This is a genomic window from Vibrio sp. 10N.261.51.C6, from assembly GCF_041471785.1.
In the GTDB taxonomy this organism is placed as follows: domain Bacteria; phylum Pseudomonadota; class Gammaproteobacteria; order Enterobacterales; family Vibrionaceae; genus Vibrio; species Vibrio crassostreae_C.
Window position 1 is genome coordinate 1 of sequence record NZ_JBFRPB010000049.1, and the last position, 26,971, is coordinate 26,971.

Below are 26,971 nucleotides of genomic sequence, written 5' to 3' on the forward strand. Positions count from 1 at the left end.
GATATCAGCTTCGATATCTCTGATGGCGCCAATATCGTTCAAGCATCGGCTGACCTAACGGTTAACCCAGTAAACGACCTACCAGTACCTCAAGATCAACAGTTCAGTATTGCAGAAGACGGTACTTTACAGTTCACAGACGCGGATCTGCTTACAGGCGCGACAGACGTTGAAGGTGATAACCTGACGGTTGAGGGCATCACTTATGAAGGCACTGATGGCGTACTGACTGACTTGGGTGAGGGATCATATAGCTTTGCTCCAAACGAAAACTTCAATGGTGATGTGAGCTTTAGCTTCGATGTGTCGGACGGTACCGATACCGTGTCTGCAAACATTGATGTTAGCGTGACTCCTGAGAACGATCCGCCTGTTGCGGGCTCAACGTCCTACACGGTGAATGAAGATAATTCGATTACCATTTCTGATGCACAACTATTGGCAACATCTTCAGATATTGAAGGTGATGTATCGATAGACAGCGTGACTTACTCTGGTAGCGACGGTGTCCTCGAAATCAATGGTAACGGCACTTACACCTTCTCGCCAAATGAGAACTTCAGCGGTGAAATTGCACTGGATGTGGTTGTTGCTGATGAAGATGGTGCGACCGACTCAACGACCGCGGGCATCAATGTTCTTGAAGTGAACGATCCGCCGGTTGCAGGCCCTACGTCTTACACCATTGATGAAGACTCAGTACTTACCTTCAGTGAGTCTCAAGTGTTGCTTAACGCCTCAGATGTAGAAGGGGATGTTGATCTTGTTGGTATTAGCTACGATGGCCCTGAGGGTATCTTCTCAGTAAATGGTGACGGCACTTGCAGCTTCGCTCCAAATGAGAACTTTAATGGCCAAGTTCAGCTTGATGTCACCATTCGTGATGAAGATGGTGCAGAAGTGGAAACCGTCATCAATGTTGACGTATTACCAATCAATGATGCGCCAGTGTCTGGTGATTTGGCTTACAACGTTAACGAAGATGGTTCAATCACACTGAGCCAAGATCAGCTGTTGTCTCAAGCGTCCGATGTAGAAGGCGAAGATCTAACCGCAAGTGACTTAACAGTTGGTGGTGATGCGACGGTTGTAGCTAACGATGACGGCAGTTTCACCATCACACCAGATGCGAACTTCAATGGTGACATTGATATTCAATTCAACATCACTGACGGTACTGACACGGTTCAAGCAACCGCCGATCTTACTGTTAACCCAGTTAATGACTTGCCGGTTCCTCAAGACCAACAATTCAGTATCGCAGAAGACGGTACGCTTCAATTTACAGACGCCGACTTACTTACCGGTGCCACCGATATTGATGGCGACGACTTAACCGTTGAAGGTATTAGCTATACAGGTGGTGATGGCGTACTGACCGACCACGGTGATGGTACTTATACCTTTGCGCCAAATGAAAACTTCAATGGCGATGTGAACTTCAGTTTCGATGTGTCTGATGGCAAAGAAACCGTTAGCGCTAACATTGATGTGAGTGTGACTCCTGAGAACGATCCGCCAGTTGCGGGTTCAACCTCATACATGGTCAATGAAGACAATGCCATCACAATTTCTGATGAACAGTTGCTAGCTAACTCTTCGGATATTGAAGGTGCGGTGTCGGTTGATACTGTGACTTACAGTGGCACTGATGGTGTGTTCCAAGATAACGGCGATGGCAGCTATACCTTCCTTCCTAATGAAAACTTCAGCGGTGATATCAGCCTTGATGTGATTGTTGCAGATGAAGAAGGTGCAATTGATGAAACCACAGCAGGTATTACCGTTCTTGAAGTGAACGATCCACCAGTTGCGGGTCCAACGTCATACACCATTGACGAAGATTCGGTTCTGACGTTCAGTGAATCTCAGATTCTTGTGAATGCTTCGGATATCGAAGGCGATGTAGAACTTGTTGGCATTAACTACGATGGCTCTGACGGTATCTTCACTGTAAATGGTGATGGTACATGCAGCTTTGCACCCAACGAAAACTTCAATGGTCAGGTTCAACTGGGTGTGACCATTCAAGATGAAGATGGCGCAACGGTTGAAACACACATTAACGTTGATGTATTGCCAATCAATGATGCGCCAGTATCGGGCGATTTGGCTTACACCATCAATGAAGATAGCTCCATCACGCTAAGCCAAGAGCAATTGCTAGCAAGAGCAGGTGATATCGATAGCGATAACTTAGAAGCTATCAATCTATCTACTGATGAAAATGCGACCATCCAACACAATGATGATGGCAGCTACACCATCACACCGAACGCAGATTACAACGGTGACCTAGATCTGAACTTCGATATCATCGATAACGATGGTGGTTCAGTTCAAGTTGGCCTAGACATTACCGTGAATCCGGTTAATGACTTGCCACAAGCGCAAGATCAACAGTTCACGATTGAAGAAGACGGTACGTTACTCTTCACCGATGCTGACCTGCTTGCAGGTGCGTCGGATATTGATGGTGATGAACTGTCGATTGAAAACGTACTTTACACAGGTGCAGATGGTGTTCTTAGCGATAATGGCGACGGCACATATAGCTTTGCTCCAAACGAGAACTTCAATGGTGATGTTCAATTCTCATTCGATGTCTCTGACGGTACTGATTCAACATCAGCTGTTATTGATGTCAGCGTAACGCCTGAGAATGATCCACCAGTAGCGGGCTCAACATCGTACACAGTTCAAGAAGATGGCCAAATCACGATCAGTGATGAGCAATTATTGGCAAACTCTTCCGATGTAGAAGGTGATGTTTCACTGTCTGGAGTATCGTACTCCGGTGATGACGGCTCTTTTGTTGATAATGGCAATGGTACTTACACCTTTACGCCAAATGAAAACTTCGATGGTGATATTTCACTAGACGTTGTTGTCGTTGACGAAGACGGTGCAACCGCAACCACAACCGCTGGCATCGATGTTATCGCTGTGAATGACGGACCTGAAACTTCGGGCATTCAGGCTGAAGTCGATGAAGATAATTCAATCACCATTACTCAAGAGCAGTTACTCGCTAATGCGACCGATGTTGAAGGTGATGAGTTAACGGCATCTAACCTACAAACCAACGATCCAGATGCGACAATTGTTACTAATGACGATGGTTCATTCACTATTACGCACACAGAAAACTTCAATGGCGAGTTGGACTTCACATACAGCATCAGTGATGGTGAGAATGAAGTTCTGACGACACTCGACTTGACGGTTAACCCTGTCAACGATGCGCCAGAAGCGGGCGATGAAATCTTCATCCAAGCGCAAGAAGACCAAACAGTTGGTGTGACACTTCGTGAAGAACCAGCACTACGTTTAGACCAAGCGCCAGAAAACGGCATCATTGAAGCAAATGTGAATGACGAATGGGTGGTACTGGAAGTAGGACAAGAAGTTCCTGCAGATACCGAAGTGCGCTTTGTTCCAAGTGAAGATGCTCTTGCTGAAGGTACACACACCACACAAATCGGTACGTTTGACGATAACGCGAGTGTGGATGATTGGGGTACAGAAGTTGACCCTTATACGCGTGAGTTCTCAGATGGTGACTTAACGGTAACTGTTCAAAGTAACGATGACCCTCTTGGTGCCTGGAATGGCAACACCCACATTGGTCATGGTATCGGTGATACTGACCGCCAAGGCTTAAGTGGTGATGAGAAACTGACGGTTTCAGTTGAAGGTCAAGACATCAATGAAATCAGTTTCCACCTAGATGGTTTGGGTGGCTGGTTCATGGAAGAGTCTCGTCACTTTACAGAAGTAGAAATCAAAGCGTTCAATGAGGATGGCGACCTAATTGACTCGATGACTTACCACAAAGAAGACCGTGGTACTTTCGAGACAGATTACACGCTAACGGTTGATCAACCAGTGTCCTACTTTGAGCTCGGTACCGTGCAAGGTAATGGTACTTACGTCGTTCAAAACATGACAGTGTCACAAACTTGTCATGATGAAGCGGTGTTTACATCGATTGGTGTAGATGGCTCAGAGATTACTGAAACGGTTGAGTTGAATATCCATGCGGGTGACAACGAAATCGAGTTAACGGCTGATCTTCCGAATATTACTGTCGATACCGATGGTTCTGCCCAGTTTGCTTCGGTTGTGATTACCGAAGAGCAACTACTGGCGCAAGCATCTGATATTGATGGCGACGACCTTGATATTGAAAATCTAGAGCTAGTGGGTGAAAACTCAGAGCATGCAACACTCACCGATAATGGTGATGGCACTTGGACGGTAACACCGGATGAAAACTTCCATGGTGAAATCGAACTTGGTTACCAAGTTACCGATGGTGAGCTGACAGACAGCAATATCATCAATATCAATTTCGAATCAGTAAATGATGCGCCAATCGTTTCTGGCCCGATTGTTCTATCGACAGATGAAGATGAAGGTATCACGTTCAGTGCCGATGACTTGCTAGCGAACACCACAGATGTCGAAGGCGATACGCTGTCTATTTCTGACATCACTTACGGTGGTGATAACGGTGAGCTAGTTGATAACGGCGATGGTACGTTTACCTTCATGCCGAATGAAAACTTCAATGGTGAAATCGACATCGACTACAAGGTGTTTGATGGAACTGATGAAGTCGCAACGCATCTAGACCTAACGGTCGTACCAGTCAATGATGTGCCGGTTCCGGGTGAACCATTGCACACCCAAATGCTTGAAAACGGCTCCATGATCATCGAAGCGAAAGACCTATTGTCTGGTGCTACCGATGTTGATGGCGACATTCTTCATGTCGAAAACCTATTACTTGCAGACCAAACGCAAGGTACGTTAACGGATAACGGTGATAATACCTTTACCTTCGAACCTGCAGAAGACTTCTACGGTGAAGTGAATCTGACTTTCGATATCAGTGATGGCCAAGCAAGCGCACCAAGTACAGCAAGAGTTGACGTTGAAATTGTCAATGAAGGCCCAGAGGTTGGTGGTCCAATTGAAGCCGCTGTTGATGAAGATGGTTCAATCACTATCACTCAAGAGGATCTGTTAGCGAATGCGACGGATGTCGATGGCGACAACCTTGAAGCCGTTAACTTAGCGACCAACGATCCAAATGCGGTTGTTGTAGAAAACCCAGACGGTAGCTTCACTATTACACCAAGTGCAGATTTCTTTGGTGAGATTGAGTTTACTTATGATGTCACTGACGCGATCGAAACTGTTGCGGCTGACCTCAACCTAACCGTAAACCCTATCAACGATGCTCCAGACGTGCCTGACATGTCTTTCACTACGGAAGACGGTCAAGCGATTACCATTACCGAAGCTGAACTATTAGCACAAGCGACAGACATTGAAGGCGACGAACTGTCAGTTGTGAATGTGACGAGTGCAAGCGACACGGTAGAAGTCACAGACAATGGCGATGGAACATACACATTAACACCAGAGCAGGGCTTCTTCGGTAACGTTGACTTAGCGTTTGATGTGAGCGATGGCACTGATGTGGTTGCCGCAAACATCGACCTAAAAGTTGAGTTCGTCAACGATGCGCCAGAAGCGACGCCAATGGTGGCAGATGTCGACGAAGATGGTTCAATCCTCGTTACACAAGAAATGTTGTTGGAGAACGCGAGCGACCAAGATGGCGATGAGTTGTTTGCAAGCGCGCTTGAAACTAACGATCCAAATGCCAGCATTGTAGACAATGGTGATGGCACGTACACAGTGACACCTTCAGAGAACTTCAATGGCGATATTGCATTCACTTATGAGGTGAGCGACGGTGAGCTGAGCACGTCTAATGATATGACATTGACCGTTAATCCGGTGAATGACATTCCAATTGTTGCTCCAGGAATGTACCACATCGAAGAGGATGGCAGCATCCTGTTCACTCAAGAAGATCTATTGAGTGCTGCAATTGATATTGATGGCGACGACCTAAGCGTTACCAGCATCAATTACTCTGGTGATGAAGGCACAGTAACCGACAACGGCGATGGCACGTTCAGCTTCGTTCCTGAAGAGCACTTCAGTGGTGATCTGCAGTTCAGCTTTACTGTGACAGACGGTACGGATGAAGTTGAACAAGACATTAATGTTCACATTGAAGCAGTTGCTGATGCGCCTGACTTAGTTATCACGGATGGTGATGGTGTTAACGTCGACGACCAGGCGATTTTGGTTGAGCCAGGCGGTATTGTTGAACTGAACATTGCTGCGGCACTTGTCGACCAAGACTTGTCTGAAACACTCACTGTTACAGTAGATGGTGTGCCAGAAGGTTCGGTTATTCAATACGATAACGAAGGCGTTCTGAATGACCAAGAGAACGGTATCACCAGTTACAACGACACTGAAATCACAGTAACGTTTGAAGGTGAGACGGCTGGCTACCAAAACGCTGCGGGTTACTACAAAGTAGACGAAGACGGCAACATCACAGGTGTTGAAGTTGTTTACGAAAACGCATCACAAGTTGGTGGTGGCGGCGACCTTGTTCCAGGGCAAGATCAATTCAGCTTCCAAGTCGAGGAAGGCGAAAGCTTTAACCTGTTCTTAATTCCAAACGGACATCAGCACAACGACTTTGATGCGATGCAAGACGGTCAGTACGAGTTCCGTGCTGAGGATGGTTCGCCTGCGAACATGGATACGGTTGATCCTCAACTTGTCTTTGTGGCTGCTGATGGAACCGAGACAGTGATTCAAGGCCAGAATGGTGACGCGATCTTCCATGGTGGTTCAAGCTCTCAGCTAAACCAAGATGGTATCGAACATACTCGTACTACGGTTAATGAAGACGGCGAGCTGGTTTACGGATTTGAAGATTTGTATGGCGGCGGAGATGCTGACTATTCTGACTTCAACTTCACAATCGATGTCGGTGAAGTGAACAGCCAAATCTACAGCGGTGAAGTAACGGTTGGCCCTGATGGTACGGTGAACTTACCAACAACGGCTATCGAAAATGCGTTACAAATCCAGTTACCAGAAGACTTCAATGAGCAGCTTGAAGTTCATGTAACCGCAACTGCGACAGAGTTATCGAATGATGATTCTGAAACGGTATCTCAAACCATCTACATTAACGCGACAGGCGCGCACATTGAGCACGCACCTGAAGCACTTCCGGTTTCTGCAACGGTTGAAGAAGATGGTTCAATCATCATTACGCAAGAAGACTTATTGGCTAATGCGCGTGATTTAGATGGCGATCAGTTGACGGCTCTGAATTTAGCAACCGATGATGAGAGCGTTACGATTACCGATAACGGTGATGGTACGTACACATTAACGCCAGATGCTGATTTCAATGGCGATGTGAGCTTTACGTTTGATGTGTCTGATGGTGATGATGTTGTCTCTACCAACCTTGAGTTAACAGTTTCACCAGTAAATGACGGTCCAGAAGCACAAGACCACGCATTCACAGTCGGCGAAGATGGCGTGTTAACGTTCAATGACCAAGACCTATTAACAGGTGCAACGGACATTGAAGGGGACGACCTAAGTGTTGAAGGTGTAACTTACACTGGCGCAGATGGTGTCCTAACCGATAATGGCGATGGCACCTACAGTTTCGCGCCGAATGAAAACTTCAATGGCGATGTGAACTTCTCGTTCAATGTATCAGATGGAACCGATACGGTAACCGCTAACATTGATGTGAGCGTGACGCCAGAGAATGATCCTCCGGTTGCGGGTAGCACGTCTTACACGGTTCATGAAGACAACTCTATTACGATCAGTAACGAACAATTGCTAGCGAACTCTTCGGATATTGAAGGCGAAGTCGCAATTGATAACGTGACTTACAGTGGTAGCGACGGTGTTCTGGAAATCAACGGTGACGGCACATATACCTTCTCTCCAAACGAGAACTTCAATGGCGAAGTTAGCCTAGATGTTGTCGTGACGGATGAAGATGGCGCGACTGAAGCAACAACGGCGGGCATTACAGTCCTTGAGGTGAACGATCCGCCAGTTGCTGGCCCAACGTCATACACCATCGATGAAGATTCAGTACTGACTTTCAATGAGTCTCAAGTTCTGTTGAACGCTTCTGATATTGAAGGTGATGTTGAGCTTGTTGAGATCAACTACGATGGCCCAGACGGTATCTTCTCAATCAATGGTGACGGTACATGTAGCTTCGCTCCGAATGAAAACTTCAACGGCCAAGTGCAGTTGGATGTGACCATTCAAGATGAAGACGGCGCTCAAGTTGATACGTTTATTACGGTTGATGTATTACCAATCAACGACGTGCCAGTATCAGGCGACCTGGCATACAGTGTTGAGGAAGACGGTTCGATTACCTTGAGCCAAGAGCAGCTTCTTTCTCAAGCAAGCGATGTAGACGGAGACGACCTTACTGCTTCTAACTTGATTGTTGATGGAGACGCGACGGTTGTTGCTAACGATGACGGCAGCTTTACCATTACGCCAGATGCGAACTTCAATGGTGACATTGACCTAACGTTCGACATTAGCGACGGTACAGACACGCTCGTTGCGACGGCTGACCTAACCGTTAACCCAGTCAATGACCTTCCACAACCACAAGATCAAACGTTCAGCATCGGCGAAGACGGCATCTTGAACTTCACTGATGAAGACTTGCTGACAGGTGCGACTGACATTGATGGGGATGACCTGTCGGTTGAAGGCGTTACTTACACAGGTGCGGATGGTGTTCTTACTGATAATGGCGATGGAAGCTACAGCTTTGCGCCAAACGAAAACTTCAATGGTGATGTGAACTTCAGTTTTGATGTGTCAGATGGCACGGATACAGTTCAAGCCAACATTGATGTCAGCGTGACACCAGAGAACGATCCACCGGTTGCAGGTAGCACGTCTTACACCGTTCATGAAGACAACTCAATTACCATCAGCGACGAACAGTTACTTGCTAACTCTTCTGACATTGAAGGTGATGTGGCAGTCGATAGCGTGACTTACACTGGCGCTGACGGTGTCTTTGAAGACAACGGTGACGGTACTTACACCTTCTCACCAAACGAAAACTTCAACGGCGAAGTTAGCCTTGATGTTGTCGTAACTGATGAAGAGGGCGCAACTGAAGCGACCACCGCGGGTATTACTGTACTTGAGGTGAACGATCCACCAATCGCAGGCTCAACGAGCTACTCAGTCAACGAGGACGAAGTTATCACCATCAGTTCAGAGCAACTGTTGGCGAACGCTTCTGATATCGAAGGTGAAGTGGCAATTGATAGCGTTAACTACACAGGTTCAGACGGTATCTTTACCGACAATGGTGACGGAACATTCAGCTTCGCACCAAACGCTAACTTCGATGGCGATGTAAGCCTTGATGTTGTCGTTACTGACGAAGAAGGCGCAACCGTAGCAACCAACGCAAGCATTGATGTTCTGCCTGTTAATGATGCTCCAGTATCGGGTGACTTGGCGTACAGCGTGGACGAAGACGGTTCAATTACCTTGAGCCAAGAGCAATTACTTGCTCAAGCGAGCGATGTTGACGGCGATGACTTAACAGCGGCTAATCTAACTGTTGGTGGTGATGCAACAGTTACAGCAAACGATGATGGTAGTTTCACTATCACGCCAGATGCTAACTTCAATGGCGACATTGATTTGAACTTCGACATTACTGATGGCGATGCGACGCTTCAAGCAACAGCTGACCTAACGGTTAACCCAGTTAATGACTTGCCAACAGTCGGTGAGCCACAATTTGTGACTCAAGAAGACACCAGCTTTACCTTCACAGAAGAACAACTGCTGCAAAATGCGGGCGACATTGATGGTGATAACCTATCGGTTGAAAATGTGGCTTCAGATAGCGGTACTTTGGTTGATAACGGCGACGGCACTTACACATTCGCACCGAATGAAAACTTCGACGGCAATGTGAATGTGACGTTCGACGTGAATGACGGTACCGCGACAGTACCAGCAGAAGCGACGATTGATGTTCAATCTGTGGTTGATATGCCAGAGCTGTCGATTGCTTCTGACCTAGTGATTGCTTCAGACAACTTCGAGTCTGGCTCAAACGGTTGGAATACAGGCACAGAAAGCTCTCAAGGCTTCGAGTCGGGTGACATGCTAGGTCGTATTGGTGGAACGGGCGGTGATGAAGCCGTCAGCAAAACTTACGACATTCCAAGTGATGTGAGCGAAGTTAATATCTCGTTCAACTTCTACGAAATTGATTCTTGGGATGGTGAGTCGTTCCAAATCTTTGTCGGCGGTGAAGAGCTAACGACATTAGATAATTCTGCGTTCCGTACTCAAGATGGCACAACAACGCTTTACGATTCAGAAGGAAATGAAGTCGGCGAAGTGGTTCATGGCGTATCGCAAGGTGAAGGTTTCAGTGGTTGGAACGACCAAGCGCACCAAATCAACCTAACGGTACCCGTTGAAGACGGCCAACTTGAGTTAGGCTTCGGTTCAACCTTGAACCAAGGTGTGAGTGATGAGTCGTTTGGCATCGATAACATTGAAATCACAGTGTCTGACGCGGATTACCAAATCATTGGTACCGAAGATACACCTGTACCACTTGATATTGATGCGGCGCTTACTGATACCGATGGTTCAGAAAACCTTGCTATTTTGATTGAAGATGTGCCGGAAGGCAGCTCGCTTTCTGCAGGTACCGATAACGGTGATGGCACATGGTCATTGCAACCAGGCGAGCTAGAAGGGCTAGAGTTTATCCCTTCAGGTGACTTCAATGGTGATGTGGTTCTAACTGTGAATGCAACATCAACAGATGTTGATACCGGTACAACCGCAACAGCTACGCAAGACGTGACGATTCACATCTCACCTGCGAACGATGCTCCAGAAGTTGACGGTGATATTAGTGCCGTTACAGCCGAAGATAACAGCATCACGCTAACTCAAGAGCAGTTGCTAGAGCACGCTGTCGACATTGATGGTGATGACCTATCAGCAATCAACCTAACCACCAATGATGAAAATGCGACCGTTCAAATGAACGACGATGGCAGTTTCACCATTACACCGAGTGAAAACTTCAACGGTAATATCGAATTTAGTTACGATGTAACCGATGGAGAAGACATGGTCGCGGCTGGCCTAGACTTGACGGTAACACCTGTCAATGATGCGCCAGAGCCACAAGACCAAGCATTCACTATTGGTGAAGATGGGGTTCTTAACTTCACTGACGCTGACCTGTTAACGGGTGCGACGGATGTTGAAGGTGATGACCTAACAGTCGAAGGTGTGACATACACTGGTGCTGATGGTGTGCTTACCGACAATGGTGACGGAAGCTACAGCTTTGCGCCAAACGAGAACTTCAATGGTGATGTGAACTTCAGCTTTGATGTGTCAGATGGCACGGATACGGTTCAAGCCAACATTGATGTGAGCGTGACGCCTGAGAACGATCCACCAGTGGCGGGTAGCACGTCTTACACTGTGCATGAAGACAACTCAATCACGATCAGTAACGAACAGCTATTAGCCAACTCTTCAGATATTGAAGGTGAGGTTGCGATTGATAGCGTGACTTACACTGGCAGTGACGGTGTGTTCGAAGACAACGGTGACGGCACTTACACCTTCTCGCCAAACGAGAACTTCAATGGTGATGTGAGCTTAGCGGTTGTTGTTACCGATGAAGAAGGGGCAACAGAAGCGACCACCGCGGGAATCACCGTACTTGAGGTGAACGATCCGCCAATCGCAGGCTCAACCAGTTACTCAGTCAACGAAGATGAAGTTATCACCATCAGTGCAGAGCAACTGTTGGCGAACTCTTCTGATATTGAAGGTGAAGTGGCGATTGATAGCGTTACTTACACCGGCGCTGACGGCATCTTTACTGACAATGGTAACGGTACATTCAGCTTTGCACCGAACGCAAACTTTAACGGTGATGTTAGCCTCGATGTAGTGGTGACAGATGAAGACGGTGCGACAGTAGCCACCAGCGCAAGTATTGATGTTCTTCCAATTAACGATCCACCAGTATCGGGTGACTTGGCTTACTCTGTGGATGAAGATGGTTCAATCACGCTAAGCCAAGAGCAACTGCTTGCTCAAGCATCGGATGTGGACGGCGATGATCTTACCGCTGCCAACCTAACCGCGGGTGATAACGCGACCGTTACGGCAAACGATGATGGTTCATTTACCATTACCCCAGATGCTGACTTCAATGGCGATATTGACCTAAGCTTCGACCTTTCTGATGGTACTGAAACGGTTGTCGCAACGGCCGACCTTACTGTGAATCCAGTGAATGACATCGCAGTTGTAGAAGATGTGGCTTACACCATTGAAGAAGACGGTTCACTTACCTTTACAGACGAGCAACTGCTAGCGGGTGCTTCTGATATTGATGGTGATGAGCTTTCAGTTGCCGACGTGTCTTACACTGGCACAGAGGGTGTGTTCACCGACAATGGCGATGGCACTTACACCTTTGCACCGAACGAGAACTTCAATGGTGACGTAAGCCTAGACTTCTCAGTATCTGACGGCACTGAGACAGTCGATGCAAACATCGACGTAACGGTAACAGACGTTAACGATGCACCTGTGGCAGGCGCAACGTCTTACCAAATGAACGAAGATGGCACCATCACATTGAGCCCTGAGCAGTTGATTGCTAATAGCTCCGATGTGGACGGTGAAGTGTCGCTTGATAGCGTGAGCTACTCAGGTGCAGACGGTATCTTGGTTCAAAATGAAGATGGTTCGGTAACGTTCGCACCAAACGAAAACTTTAACGGCGACATCAACCTTGATGTGACGGTTATTGATGACGACGGTGCGACGGCTCAGACTACCGCTGGTATTGAAGTCATTGCAGTTAATGACGCACCTGTTGCCGGAAACGTGGCTTACTCGGTTGATGAAGACGGTTCAATTACGCTATCTCAAGAGCAGTTGCTGGCTAACGCATCCGATGTTGATGGTGATGCACTAACCGCAAGCAACCTATCTGCAGGTGACAATGCGACAGTAACAGCGAACGAAGATGGTTCATTTACTATCACTCCGGATGCTGATTTCAACGGTGACATTGATTTGAGCTTCGATGTGTCAGATGGCCTTGAAACTGTTCAAGCTGGAGTCGACCTAACGGTTAACCCAGTCAATGACCTACCAACAGCAGAAGACCAAAACTTTACTGTTGAGGAAGATGGAACGCTAATCTTCACGGATGCAGACCTACTAGCAGGTGCTGCAGACATTGACGGCGATGACTTGTCTATCGTTGACGTGTCTTACACGGGCGCAGAAGGTGTGTTCACTGATAACGGTGACGGCACTTATAGCTTTGCTCCGAACGAGAACTTCAATGGCGATGTCAACCTAGGCTTCACAGTGACTGATGGCACTGAGACAGTCGATGCCAATATTGGTGTGACGGTAACGGATGTTAACGATGCGCCGGTAGCGGGTTCTACGTCTTACCAAATGAACGAAGATGGCACCATCACAATCAGCCCTGAGCAGTTAATTGCTAATAGCTCTGACGTTGATGGTGAAGTGTCACTTGAAAGCGTGACTTACTCAGGCTCTGACGGCACCTTGGTTCAAAACGATAATGGGTCTGTGACCTTCACGCCAAACGAGAACTTTAATGGTGATATCAGCCTAGATGTGGTCGTGACCGATGATGACGGTGCAACGGCAACAACAACGGCAGGTATCGAAGTTCTGGCTGTGAACGATGGACCTGAATCTGAGGATGTGAAACTAACCACAGCCGAAGACAGCACCATTCTTATCACACAAGACATGTTGTTAGCTCAAGCTACCGACATCGATAACACCGCAGACGAGCTGTCGGCTTCTGGTCTACAAATCGACCCTAGCTTGGGTGAGTTGCTAGATAACGAAGATGGTACTTGGTCATTTACACCAAACGAAAACTTCAATGGCGATGTGCCAATGACGTTTAACGTTAGCGATGGCCAAGAGACAATTTCAGTCGACGGCAACATCGATGTTACGCCAGTGAATGATGCACCTGAAGCGCCAACCATTGAGATGCAAGGCGAAGAAGATGTGGTCATGGTGATTGACCCTGCTTACATCGCGGGTCAAGTGACAGACCTTGATGGCGACGAGATCAGCATTGAGAGCATCACAGTACGAGCACCAGCGAATGCGACCTTAACTCAGCAACCAGACGGCATGTATCACTTAGTGACTACTCAAGACTTTAATGGCTTAGTAGAACTCGGTTATCAAGCTACTGACGGTGAAGAAGTGGTTGATGGCTCGCTGAATGTGGATGTCATTCCGGTTAACGACGCACCATTCAATGTCGGCAACGCAATGATGACCACCAACGAAGATGGCGCGTTCACCTTCGATGCTGGCGACTTGATGAACTTGTTCGGTGACATTGATACCGCAGACCTTGTTGTTTCTCGCATTATCACCGCAGACGGTGAAGATGGCGGAGAAGTTACAGACAACGGTGATGGTACTTGGACATTCACACCAACAGGCGACTTTGCGGGTGTTTCTGACCTACAAGTTGTCGTGAGTGACGGTGAGTTCGAAACGGTTCTCGATGTTCCTGTGTACGTACGTCCTGTCGCAGATGGCGCGGTTATTTCAACTGACCATGACGGTCCATTAGTCTTCGGCGAAGATGAAACGGGTCACTTGGGACTGAACGTTGGCCTAGTCGATGATTCAGAAACACTAAGTAACTTGGTGATGACAGGTTTCCCTGTTGGATTCGAGGTAACAGATGGTGTGAATACCGTGATGATCACCGAGCCGGGTCAATACATCGACCTGTTCGACTGGGATATCTCAAACATTCAAATGACGCCGCCTGAAGACTTCCATGGTGAGTTCTTCGTAACCGTAAGCGCAACAACGGTTGATTACGGAGATGAGCCGGAAGCGTTTGATGATGGTATCGATTCAGGTGATTTCGAAACTGTGGCGGGTGATTCCATCATCCTAACGGCGGACGACCTAATCGGATTGGCTGAGAATGTGGATGCTGACAGCGATGATGAAGTGAAACTGGTTCATCTTGCTGACCGCAGCCAAGGTGAGATTGTCGATAATGGCGATGGCACTTGGACGTTCACACCAGCACCAGGCTTCACGGGCGAAGCAGACATTGCGTACGTAGTTGATAAAGATGGCGTGCTTCATGATGAGCAAACTGGCGTAGTCGTGAAAGAAGGCGACTCACAAGAGAATGCAGCACCAGAAGTTAACAGCATCACAACGACGGAAATCGCAGCGGATGCCACCTTGTCGTTCACTGATGAAGACATGTTAGCGAACCTGAGCGATGCGGAAGGCGACAGCTTGAGCATTGAGTCAGTAAGCTTGATGGAAGGTCAGGGTGTAATAGAGAGCGATAACCAAGGTAACTATCAATTCACACCTGCTGAAGACTACACCGGAGATGTTCAAGTTGGGTTTATAGCGACCGATGGCGAAAATCGCATCGAAAGCTTCTTCAATGTGGATATCCAAGGCGGAGATGAAGTGGCGGCGAGTGAAGGTTATGCCATAGCTGATGATGGTTCACTAACTATCACGGATGCACAGCTGGTGGATGAGTTGGGCGTGAGTGATTCTGCACAAGTTGTTGATGTTGCAGACGCGAACGATGCTGGCTTCTTTGCTCAATCTGGTGACGGTGAGTGGACTTACTGGCCGAACGAAGACTTCGATGGCAACCTAGCGATGAATGTTGAAGTTAACGACGGCGGTGAAGTATCAAGTCACAGCTTAAGCATCCAAGTTGAAGATGATTCAGTACAAAGTGATGAACCACAAGTCCAAGCTGCTCAAGAAACAGAAGAGCAACAAGTGGAAGTGGCTCAACAAGCTGATGACCAAGCTCAAGATGCTGAAACTGAAGACAGTACAGCCGATGTAACCGCGGCACCGGGCGATACTATCTCTATCTCGATTCCAGATGAGGTGAGTGGTAACGAATCGGTTGATTACGCTGATATGTCTGGCTTACCTGAGGGCGCTACTGTGAGCAACGCACTGGATAACGGTGATGGTAGCTTCACAATCAGTGGCAACCTAGAGCAGCCTGTATCCGTTGAACTTCCAGAAGGTTATGAAGGTACTAGCGAGATCCAATTCCAAGGTTACGACGAATTGGGTAGCTCAATAGACGGTGCTAGCGGTTCTGTTGAAGTTGAGGTCGATGATCAATACACCATGCAAGGTTCTACGCAAGAACAGCAACCGGACATGGCGGGTATGGAATCTGGTGGCAGCGACTGGACAAGTTCAGGTGGTCAAGACCAAGGTGTTGACTTCACGGACGACTCTGGAAGCTTCGATTCAGATTCTCAAACTGGAACTGATCAAGGCAACGACTTCGACCAAAGCTCGATTTAATCGAGAGAGCTTAGTTTTAGTCTAAACCGACATTTAGTCTAAGCCAACAAGGAGATAGGGCAGCGTAAAGTTGCCCTCATTAAAGCCATGTAGAGTTATTGATACATGGCTTTTTTTAATTTTTTTGTTGTTTGTTTCGATAAATAAACTTGAGAACAGGTAAATATGTCCTTAATTATTAGAAGGGTCAGTTAGACAGGAGGGACGACATGTATCGTTATGTCAGTTCACCGCAAGCGTCGAAGTACATAGTGCCACCACCTCAACATCGAGAGTTGTCGAGTGTGGATGTGCCTGAGTCCGAATTAGAGATGCGAGAAATATTGAATAATTGGTTTGCTGATGGTTTAGCGCCCATTATTGAAAGTGAAGATGACTACATCTCTGCGAGCGATCACGTTCGATTTGAAAAGCTTAGCCGCACCGTTGGGATGTTGTTGAGAAACAAAGATTATTATTTTGCGGCTAAACGGATTTTATCAGTGTGGGAACAAGATTGTCTTGAAACCACTTATATCAATTATCTCATTTTGCGCAGTGAGCGAGTCACTTCTTTAAGGTAAGTTAATGGTGTGGCATTTGTCATTTTTCATTAGGCATTAGGGATTAGCGACTTAGGGTTCGTGTGCTTACGATTTTTTTATTTTTCTAACGAATCAGCAAACAAAAAGGGCAAGCTTGGAGGCTCACCCTAAAGGTCTTTGTTTTGGCTTAACGTTATTTTCAACTAATTCTCAACTGGGCTACGACTTACACCCAACCATCAAATTTGAGTCGTTTTTGAATTCTTTCGACCGCTTCTTTCTGCATTTGTCTAACACGTTCATTAGAAACATTCACATCCAACATTTGTCCGACCTCAGACAGCGTTTTCACCTTGTTATCAAAGAAACCAAAACGGTGGATGAGCACCTTTTGTAATTTTGGAGGAAGTGTATAGATGATTTGTTCTAGAGCTTGGGTAAAGGATTGATCCTCACAATCTTGTTGAGGGTCTGGGATATATTCACTTTCGCATTGATCAAGCACCATAGGCGCATGGCTAGTTCCAACCGTTGTCGTCACGTCAATAAACCCGCTTAACGCCACCAGTTGATCGACGCGTTCGGCCTTTACACCTGAACTGTCTGATAGCTCAGAAATTGAAACCTCTTTACTCATTTTTTTGCTTGCATCGAGCTTTTTTGAGGCGAGGCTGTTTATTTCTTTACACACGTGGGCTGGCAATCGAACGGTTCGACCCGTGTTCATGAGTGCGGCTTCAATGTTTTCGCGGATCCACCAAACAGCATAGGTTGAAAAACGATAGCCTGGTTCTGGATCGTATTTGTCGATGGCCTTAATCAAGCCAATGTTGCCTTCCTCGATCAGGTCGAGTAGGGTGAAATTATTGCCTTTACGTTTTAGGTAACTCTTTGCGATTTTCACAACAAGGCGCAGGTTTGATTCGATCATGACATCACGCGCTTTTTTATCACCCGCGCGATTCAATTTTGCGTAATACACCTCATCTTCACGCGACAGCAGATCAATGCCAACAATATCTTTCAGATAATGAGCATAAGGGTCTGCACTGGTAGAAAATGATTCGGTAATGGGTGTTTCATCCGTGAGCCCCTGAAACGCAGCAAAACTATCGTTGTTCATTTCCTTGTCCTTATCTAGCCGACTGAACGTTTTAGTTTTTTTTATTATGCCACCAAGTGATTAACGCTTGGTTTCATTAGAGTGTAGATAACAATTTCTTCTTTACCAATAAATAAAATGCAATTTCGTATGTTTATGTCACAAAAAGATCTACAAATATTTAACTATTTTGCATCTCATCAAGTGTGTTGGTTTTTCGTTTAAAACATTAAGACGGATAGTTTATAAAGCATGTGTTATACATCGGTTTATCTAGATAAATGACGTGAATTTATAGGTGTGGGTTAGAACTATAATTGAGAGGAGAAATGATGAGAAAAATGTTAAGAGTCGAGGTTCAATGTTTCCAAGCACCTCAACTCTTTTAGCTGTGTCGGCTGTTAAGTATCGCCATGCACGTTTTAATTCTATCGACTAATAAGTGCTAAGAACCTCATCGATTTGCTGATTAATGATCTTCATTTCGCTGTAGATAACCGAAAGATCATCATCTTGCGGCGCAAGCTTATTGAGTGTGTTTTGTTCTACTCTTTCCAATGCAACTGTGGCCGTTTCTTCACCAAAGCTGGCTAAAATGCCTTTTAAGGTGTGCACGGTAAAATGAAGCTTGCCCCAATCTTGTTGTTGAACCAACTCTTCGATCTCTTGTAGCGAATTGCCATGGTCTTCTTGATATGTAGACAAAACGGCGTAAATGACGTCTCTGTCATTGTCTAAATAGGCGTTTAAAGCATCAAAGTCTAGCATGTGGACTCCTGTCGGCTGAATGTTGAAAATGGGCTAGGCGGCTTAGTGGAATAACCATACCTTGATGAATCACTAATCCATTGATTCCATTTTGGAGGAAGTTCTAACTGTAAGATTTCTTCTAGATAGTCGTCGCTAAGTTTCTCATCTATATGAGCTTTATTGACGGCGTATATATAGTCAAGTTTGGCGGCAACTGAATATGGGTAACTGTGAATGTAGTCCTTTATTTCTTGGATCGAACCCAAATTTTCAATGTTTATACACGTTGAAGGGTCGACATTTTTGGACTCAAGTTGGTGATTTATGGCTTCTCCACGAGATTTGAGACATTCCACTGTTAAATGATAAAGAGAGTACTCACCAAAGTGGGCGAGCATGGGTAATAACTGAGTGAGCAAATAAGTCGGTTGGCTGTGGAAATTGTTCGCTAACAGTGTCGAAGCTCTAATCACTTTTTTGTGGGCAATCTGAGGGCTATTTTCGATGAGCAATATGCTGCTCTGAAATAGGGCAAGGCTGGCCAAAACTTGCTGCTGTTGTTTTACCGGAAGTTTCAGGTTTACCAACTCGGTGAATTGATTGGCGTGCTCAAGCAAAATACGTTTGTACTTTAGTTGCGTCTCGCGCTGATACGTTGCTTTTAAGGAATTAAAGTGCGCACCAATGGAATGGATGACATCAATGTCAGCAGCTGAAATGTGGGTTGCATACATCTCACCTAACTTTATGATCATATGTGTGTTATCTGCGTTCTCAGCTAAGTCGATGGCCCTGATTGCACGATGGCTGATGCTGGGAGTCATCTCAAATGCACGAATCGCTAATTTAAGAGCAGGCAGCAGCATTTTATGTTTTTCATAGATACAGCTTAAGCAGTCAATCACGCTCAATGAGAGTGGCTGTGCTATTAGAAAATTGTGGAGCTTATCTATGGCTAAATTTGGCTTGCCTAAGCTGTCGAGAATCAGCGCCTCAGCCACCAATTTGGTTGGGTGCATGTTGGTTTTGGAGTTGTTAATGACGCTAGAGAGTAACTGCCATTTCTTACCTGCAATTAAATGTTCAATCAATGTCGCTTCGAACTGAACGCTAGTACCATTAGGGGAGATCGCCAAAGCTTGAGCTAATCTCTCTTGACTGGCAATGGGATACAAATCATTCAGTTGGGTGAGTTTCTTTGAAACGGACACGGCACTTTGGATCTTTTTACCCAACGTTTGAGTATTAATCGGTTTAGAAACGAAGTGGTGTGCTTCACCTGAAAGGGCGGTTAATACTGTTTCCTGACGCATATCCCCAGAGAGCAAGATTGTCGCCACAGTATGATCGATGAGGCGGTTTCGATACAGAATGCCCAACAGCTCAAAGCCAGTAAAAGACTGTTCTAAGTGGTAGTCAATGAGGAGTACATGAAAAGAGTGTGTCTCGACCGCTTTAATGGCTTTTCGATAGTCGGTCGCAATAAAAATACAGTCGCGCGAAACTCCCAAACTAGCCAGTTGCTGCTTAATAAGTATTGTTGCGCTTTTAGAGTCGTCGACGATCAAAATTCGAAGGTCTGTTGGTAAGGTCAAATCCATTTTCCTTAATACCAAATGTTATTTTTTAATTTAGGAGTCAAGTTGCACATTGTCAAGGTGCCTATATCACATACAAACACTCAATAAACTATTGGTAATTAAAGAGTATTAGATAACATTTATGAAAGCCTTCAAACGCAGGTGACTTTTACCTGATTTTAGTGGGGTTATACGTGTTTTAGAAATAAAAAAGAGGCAAGCCGATAAGCTCACCTCTCTGTTTATTATTCGATTTTTTATTCGAAATGTTGTTCTTTGCTTGAAGCTTTATTTACCGAAAATCCTGCGCTAATCACGCATGTTTAGAATCAATACTGCAGCTAAAGCCAAGAACGCCGTCATCATTAAGAACACATCGTTGTAAGCCATGATGGCAGCGTCACGTTGCATTGTGCCAAGTAAACTTGCTTGTGCTTGTTGCATCGCAGTTGCGGCATCACTTCCTGACTGAATGAAAAACGCTTGTTGTTGCTGAAGCGTCTGCCAACCAAGTTGACTCACTGAAGGTAGCGACTCCTTGATGTGTGCTAAGTGCTCACGGGTTTTGTTATCCAATAGCGTAGCGATAATCGCGATGCTGAAAGCGCCCCCTAAGTTCCGCATTACGTTGGTTAACGTTGATGCGTCTGGCGTGTCCATTTTGCTGATGTTCTTCATGGCAACCAAAGACAGCGGAACCATGATGAACGGACTACCAATAGCACGCAGAACCATAGATAAAATCAGCTGTTGCCCGCCAAAATCGATTGTCATGTGTGTATTTACGTAACAACTAAAACCGAACATCGCGAAGCCAAAGGTAACCAAGTACTTAGGCTTAATGATCTGTGTTAGCTTTGGCACAATTGGGAATATCAGAAGCTGTGGGAAACCCATCCACATTAGCACTTCACCAATTTCCATCGCGTTATATTGCTGAATTTGAGTGAGATACATCGGTAGAACATAGATAGAGCCGAGCAATGCCATTCCTAGAATCAAATAGGCGATACAAGACATCGCAAATTGCCCATCCCGCAATAGCCGCAGGTTAACCAATGGCTTCTTGTGTTGGAGTTCGTTTATCACGAAGTAAACCAAACTCACCGCCGACACGATACTCAAGCCAATAATAAAGCTCGAACTGAACCACTCTTCACGGTTACCTTCTTCTAACACCACTTCCAAACAACCTAGCCCTAATGCCATGGTGGCGATACCAAACCAATCGGCTTTTTTCAGCGTGCCAAGGTCGAGCTTTTCATCGTCCAAGCCATATCGGATCATGGTGATCACAAGCAAAGCTGGCGGAATATTGATGTAGAAAATATAGTGCCACGAGAAGTTCTCCGTCAGCCAGCCACCAAAGGTAGGGCCAATCGATGGAGCAAAGGTCGCGGTTACACCAAACAGTGCCATACCCACAGCACGCTTGTTGACCGGCAATAACTGAATCACCAGCGAGAAAGCAAGCGGGATTAGAGCACCACCACTGAAGCCTTGCATCGCGCGGAACATGATCATCGAGATCATGTTCCAAGAGAACGAACACAACAAAGATGAAATGGTGAAAATGGCTGTCGTCCACGTGATATAACGGCGTTTACCGAGCGCTTTAGAAAGCCAACCACTGAGTGGGATAGCGATCATCTCTGCGACTAGGTAAGACGTAGAGATCCACGAGCTTTCATCCAAGGTGGCTGATAGCGCACCTTGAATATCTTTGAGAGACGAGTTGGTGATCTGAATATCCAAGATCGCCATAAACGCGCCAATCAAGCCGCCAAATAGGGCGATCCAATGGCGTCTCGAAACCTCGTCATCATCATTTGTTTGGGTGACAACACCAGCGTTACTCATGGTCTAGCCTCGTTTATCGATGGTCGCTACCACAGACAAACCAGGAAGCAGTCGACCTTTCAACTCTTGCTGATCTGGAATAGTAATTTTAACCGGTACACGTTGAACGATTTTAGTGAAGTTACCGGTCGCGTTTTCTGGTGGTAGGAGCGCAAATTTAGCGCCAGTCGCAGGGGAGAAACTGTCTACCACACCTTCAAGAGGCTGCCCCGGGAACGCATCCAACTCTACTTCAACCGTCTGACCTTTGTGAATACCACTTAGCTGTGTCTCTTTGAAGTTGGCTTCAATCCACACTTGGTTGTTTGGTACCAAGCTCATCAGTGGTGCGCCTGCTTGAATCAGCAAGCCTTCACGTACGCTGCGTTTACCAATCACGCCATCTGCTGGCGCGTAAATTTTGGTGTAATCAAGGTTAAGCTGTGCTTGATCTCTTTGTGCTTGAGCTTCAGTCACGGATGCGTTTGCTTGTTCGATTTCACTCGCAATCACGATTAGCTGATCATTACTTGCGACGAGGTTTGCTTTTGCTTCTTCAAGTTCTGCTTGGGTGACTTTTTGTTGTGCAACCATGCTATCGACTTCATCTTGAGACGCGTAGTTACGCTTTAGTAAGCTACGAGAACGTACCACTTGTTGAATCGCGCGTTCGTATTCAGCTTGTGCAGAATCAACGCGGCTTTCTGCTTGATTGATCTTGCTACGTTGTAACGTTTGTTGTGCCACTAGATTTTTGACGTCTGATTGCACGACGCTTAAATGGGCGTTTGCTTGAGCGAGTGCTGACTGGTAATCACGGTCATCGATTTGAACCAGCAAATCACCTTCTTTAACCGATTGGTTATCACTCACATAAGACTTAACAATATAGCCAGAGACCTTAGGGCTAATATTCGTGATGTCGCCTTGTAGGTAGGCATTGTCGGTAGATTCAAAGTACTGGCCATAGCCGTACCAGTATCCAGCACCGGCTAAACCCAATGACAGCATGATCGCAGTAGCAATAAGCGGAGCTTTTTTACGTTTTTTTGTGCTTACTGTTTGCGAAGCGTTGTTGTTCTCTGTCATTTTTTCTTTCTCATTTTGTTTTTATTTAGATGTAACGAATTGTAAATGAATTCGATTGGTTGATAAGGTAGGAAAAAAGGGAAACACTGTTGCAAAAATCTAACTAATGGCGCTTTGGGAGAAGTACGATGGACTTAAATGCTGTGACTGTTTTTACACAAGTTGTTGATTGTGGGAGTTTCACGCACGCAGCTGAAGCATTGAACATGACCAAGTCGACCGTCAGCCGAAAGCTAGACGAGCTGGAACAGCATCTAGGTGTGAGGTTGATCACTCGTTCGACACGAAGTTTAGTCTTAACGCCAGAGGGTGAGCGCTTTTATCAGTCGAGCATGCAGATGCAAGAGATCATGAACCAAGCTGAGCTAGAGGTTTCAGCCAATCAGGATTTGATCCGAGGGCAGTTAAATGTTGTGTTGCCTGTCGAATTGGGGCATCAAGTATTAGCTAAATACATCCACAGCTTCCTAAAAGAGCACCCAAACGTGACTTTGAACTTAGAACTGTCGAATCGAGAAGTCGACATCATTGCGGAGGGGATCGATCTTTACGCACAAATTGGTGAGCTAGTGGACTCGAGCTTGGTTTCTCGCTACCTCACAACATCAAAGCGTGTATTGGCAGCCAGCCCGGAGTATTTAGAGCAGTTCGATGACGTCTCTTCACCCGATGATCTTGAACCGCCATTCAGAATGATTGAGGTGGTGAACAAGGCCGTGCGTCTACCCAAGTGGCATTTACAATTAGAAGGCGGAGAGTCGATTTTGATCGATCTGCCGTGTCAGTTGCGGGTGAATACCATCACGGCATGCCTAACAGCGTGTGTGGATGGGCTCGGCTTGGCGGTGCTTCCTGAATTCATTTGTCGGGAACACTTTAAGACAGGTAAGCTGATTCGTCTGTTACCTGAATATGAGATGCCAGAAGTTTCAGTAAGCCTAGTGTATGCAGACAGGCAGTTGATGCCGAAACGTAAAAAGGTCTTTATCGACTATCTACTGACTGCTTTTCAAAATAGAGCCAATCAAATAACGAAATAAAGGCATATTGTATTGGGAGCAACAGAAGGAATCGGCTGCCTAACTGTTGATTAGTTGTAATTCATTGACAATGACCAATAACATTGAAAAGAGAAAAACGAACTTGTTAACAAGTTCGTTTTTTTCTGATTGCTAATGTAGTTGTAGGCTAAGTACCGAACTAGCTCTTTTTCTCTGTGTACTCTAGATACTCATTATTGGAAGCGAGTTGTCCATCGAGAAGGACTTTACCTTTAGGCGATACCAAAGAAAGAGTTTGAGTTTCTGAGCCTTTGCTGAGTTGCTCGGCAGAGACTTTGATTTGATAACCGTGCGACGACAGGCCATAGCGTCGAATGAAGCTGACTTGGATGTGGTGTTTTGGCTCAGCACTTTGTTTGAGTAAGGTTCCACATTGAGTCTGGCTCAGGATCTCTTGTTTGACTGGCAGCCAAAGCTCACTATCGAGTGATTTGTGATCGAGTGCGATTTGCAGCTCTTGCCACGCAACTTGAGGTTGGTCATCAAGTAGAGATTGATAGGTGTGCTGCAATGGCGTGTCGGTAAACCATGCCGCATGACTTGCGAGCGGCAATGTGTAGATCAGTGCGGTTAACGAAGTAACTTTCATTATGATTCCCCGGCCAAGCGGTAATCAACGCCACGATGTGTTTCTATATTCAATGTTGGCAGCTTCTGGCGTAAGCGCAGTATGTGATTATCAATAGTTCGGGTACTAGGAAAAGCCTGATATCCCCAAATCTTATTGAGTAATTCATCTCGGTGAAACACACGACTTTGGTTCTGAACAAACAGTACCAATAGCTGAAACTCTTTAGGTTTTAGTGTTACAGGGCTTTCATCCAGATAAGCGATCCGTTCCGACAAGTTGATTTGGATATTTGCGTAAGTTAAGAGGCTCACACCTAACGGACGTAGCTGGGTAATGACTCGAGCGAGTAATTCGTCGTTCGAAAATGGTTTAGTCACATAGTCTTTGGCACCCGCCATTAAACCTTCAACACGTTGTTGAACTTCTACTTTAGCGGTCAACACAATCACAGGCAGCGCTTTGAGGAGCAACCAGTTTGGAAGGTGTTGCAAGCTGTCGATCCAGTATCACAAGATCGGCTCGAAACCATTTCTTACTGGCATTCTCTGAATCCTTCGCCCAAAGGCATGGGTAACCATTGGATTCAAAGAAGCTGACGAGGCCTTGTCCAAGCAGTTGGTCGTCTTCAATCAGCAGTAGGGTGTTCATAAGCAATTTCCAAAATACATCGGGTTGGGTTACGAAGAATAATGAGACGGCCATTCGCTTGTTTCATCAAGTGTTCGACAATAGTGAGGCCAATGCCCATGTTGTCTTGTCTGTGATTGATATTCGGTGTTGCTCGAGATACAAACCGTTGCAGAAAAGAAGGGAAGTGACCTTCGTCTTGCACCTCAATCCTGAGCTTATCAGCGAGTTCGACCTTTACCAAAACCTCACCTTTACCATGTTGTTTGGCATTCTTGATTAGATTATCCAAGCAGATGGTTAGCCAGTAATAGGGAAGGTTCAGTTCAACTTCACGCGCTTCACATTGATAAGAAATATTGTGCTTTTCACAGACATGATCGAGCCACTCTTCTAATGAAGCGTTTTGCTTCAACAAAGGCTCTGACTGATCCGAACTTAGGTACACTTTGCTGTTTTCGGTGAGCTGAGAAAGCCTTTGATAGTCAGATATTAAACGCCAAACCGCACTTTGAGTTTCATCAGAAAAGTCATCGTAGCGATTTCTAAACATTTCGACGGTTAAGCCTAGGCTAGTAATAGGCGTGCGCAGTTCATGAGTAAGAAGCTGTAAAACGAACTGCCTCTCTTTTCGTTGTTTTGTTCTTAGGTATAAGACTCTAGCGAGCCCGGAAAGCAACGTTAGCAGCAATGTAAAGATCAAGGTTTTCATGATCAGATTGTCATTGCTAGGCTCGTTTAAGCACACGTTACTGTAACGAAAAGTACAGGTTTCACCTGCCAAAGATACCTCTTGTTGCTCTGCGATAGGTTGCCAAACATCTAAGGGAATAGCTTTCCAGCCTTGTTCGCCACTTAACCAAAGCACATCATCTTGTTGCCAAGCGCGGTATCCATTGAGCAGTGCTTCTCTGCCTTGTGCACTTAGGCTTTCTAGTTTGTTATATAAAGGGTGCTGAGGGTTGGTAAGACTCAAAAATGGGCGTATCTGCTCGGTCACATCTGGGTAAGCGGCTAAATAACGACCAGCAAAGCTGCCACCGGCAGGGTGACGTTTGGAGTGTGCTGCAAACCAAATCGAATCCAATGTTTGTTGCTGACACAGAGCGAGCTCGAACTCGATGGCTTCATGTAATGAAGGGTTACTGCTTTCAATCGCTTGGCAGTGATCTTGTATTGACGCTAACACTGCGATGTCGTCCCAACTGAATTGGTTGAAATCAGGATAGCGGCTATTTTCATGGAGCAGAACTTTCGGATACTGAGCCAACTCTTGTTGAGATACTAAGAGTGGGGATGATTGCCAGCTCAGTTGATACAGAGTTTGCCACTTATCTTGCAAACTTTGGGCATTGACTAGGGTTGGGAGCCAAAAGATCAAGCAAAGAGCTAATGTAAACCTGCGCATCCAATCATTCTCGTTAAAAGTCGTGGGGCGAGTCTAAAGAGTT

9 protein-coding genes and 2 pseudogenes are annotated in these 26,971 nt (G+C 46.0%); 3 read left to right on the forward strand and 8 right to left on the reverse strand.

All coding sequences use genetic code 11. The annotated features are described in order from the left end of the window. Positions 1-16,377 (forward strand): tandem-95 repeat protein (locus AB4375_RS12985; protein ID WP_372051742.1); only part of this gene is annotated, 16,377 nt, incomplete at its 5' end. 209 nt (positions 16,378-16,586) lie between these two features. After that, on the forward strand, positions 16,587-16,940 hold the full coding sequence (locus tag AB4375_RS12990) for a hypothetical protein (protein ID WP_017072193.1): 354 nt from the start codon (positions 16,587-16,589) through the stop codon (positions 16,938-16,940). A gap of 187 nt (positions 16,941-17,127) precedes the next feature. Here AB4375_RS12990 and AB4375_RS12995 read toward each other — a convergent pair whose 3' ends face one another. The 5 genes from AB4375_RS12995 to AB4375_RS13015 form a co-directional block, all read right to left on the reverse strand. Next, entirely contained in the window at positions 17,128-18,024 is an 897-nt protein-coding gene (locus AB4375_RS12995) for an RNA polymerase sigma factor RpoD/SigA (RefSeq protein WP_017060509.1), read from the reverse strand. 414 nt (positions 18,025-18,438) lie between these two features. Continuing rightward, entirely contained in the window at positions 18,439-18,771 is a 333-nt protein-coding gene (locus tag AB4375_RS13000) for an Hpt domain-containing protein (protein WP_017060508.1), read from the reverse strand. Then, on the reverse strand, positions 18,765-20,354 hold the full coding sequence (locus AB4375_RS13005; RefSeq protein WP_017068683.1) for a response regulator: 1,590 nt from the start codon (positions 20,352-20,354) through the stop codon (positions 18,765-18,767). Before AB4375_RS13005 ends, AB4375_RS13000 begins: the two co-directional genes overlap by 7 nt. A gap of 288 nt (positions 20,355-20,642) precedes the next feature. Next, positions 20,643-22,193, reverse strand: a complete 1,551-nt coding sequence (locus AB4375_RS13010) for a DHA2 family efflux MFS transporter permease subunit (RefSeq protein WP_372051743.1) — start codon at positions 22,191-22,193, stop codon at positions 20,643-20,645. A gap of 3 nt (positions 22,194-22,196) precedes the next feature. Next, positions 22,197-23,261, reverse strand: a complete 1,065-nt coding sequence (locus AB4375_RS13015) for an HlyD family secretion protein (protein WP_372051745.1) — start codon at positions 23,259-23,261, stop codon at positions 22,197-22,199. Positions 23,262-23,389: 128 nt separating this feature from the next. Between AB4375_RS13015 and AB4375_RS13020 the strand changes: the two genes are divergently transcribed. Next, entirely contained in the window at positions 23,390-24,301 is a 912-nt protein-coding gene (locus AB4375_RS13020) for a LysR family transcriptional regulator (RefSeq protein WP_017068682.1), read from the forward strand. Between the two features lie 181 nt (positions 24,302-24,482). Here the strand turns inward: AB4375_RS13020 and AB4375_RS13025 are convergent. From AB4375_RS13025 to AB4375_RS13035, 3 genes and pseudogenes are all read right to left on the reverse strand, one after another. Continuing rightward, a pseudogene (locus AB4375_RS13025) lies at positions 24,483-24,911 on the reverse strand (DUF2861 family protein); the annotation flags it as partial. Then, positions 24,911-25,541 (reverse strand): annotated as a pseudogene (locus tag AB4375_RS13030) (response regulator transcription factor). The pseudogenes AB4375_RS13025 and AB4375_RS13030, both read right to left, overlap by 1 nt. Beyond that, positions 25,519-26,928, reverse strand: a complete 1,410-nt coding sequence (locus AB4375_RS13035) for a DUF3404 domain-containing protein (RefSeq protein ID WP_017068679.1) — start codon at positions 26,926-26,928, stop codon at positions 25,519-25,521. The pseudogene AB4375_RS13030 and the gene AB4375_RS13035 overlap by 23 nt, the downstream one beginning before the upstream one ends. Positions 26,929-26,971 lie beyond the last annotated feature (43 nt).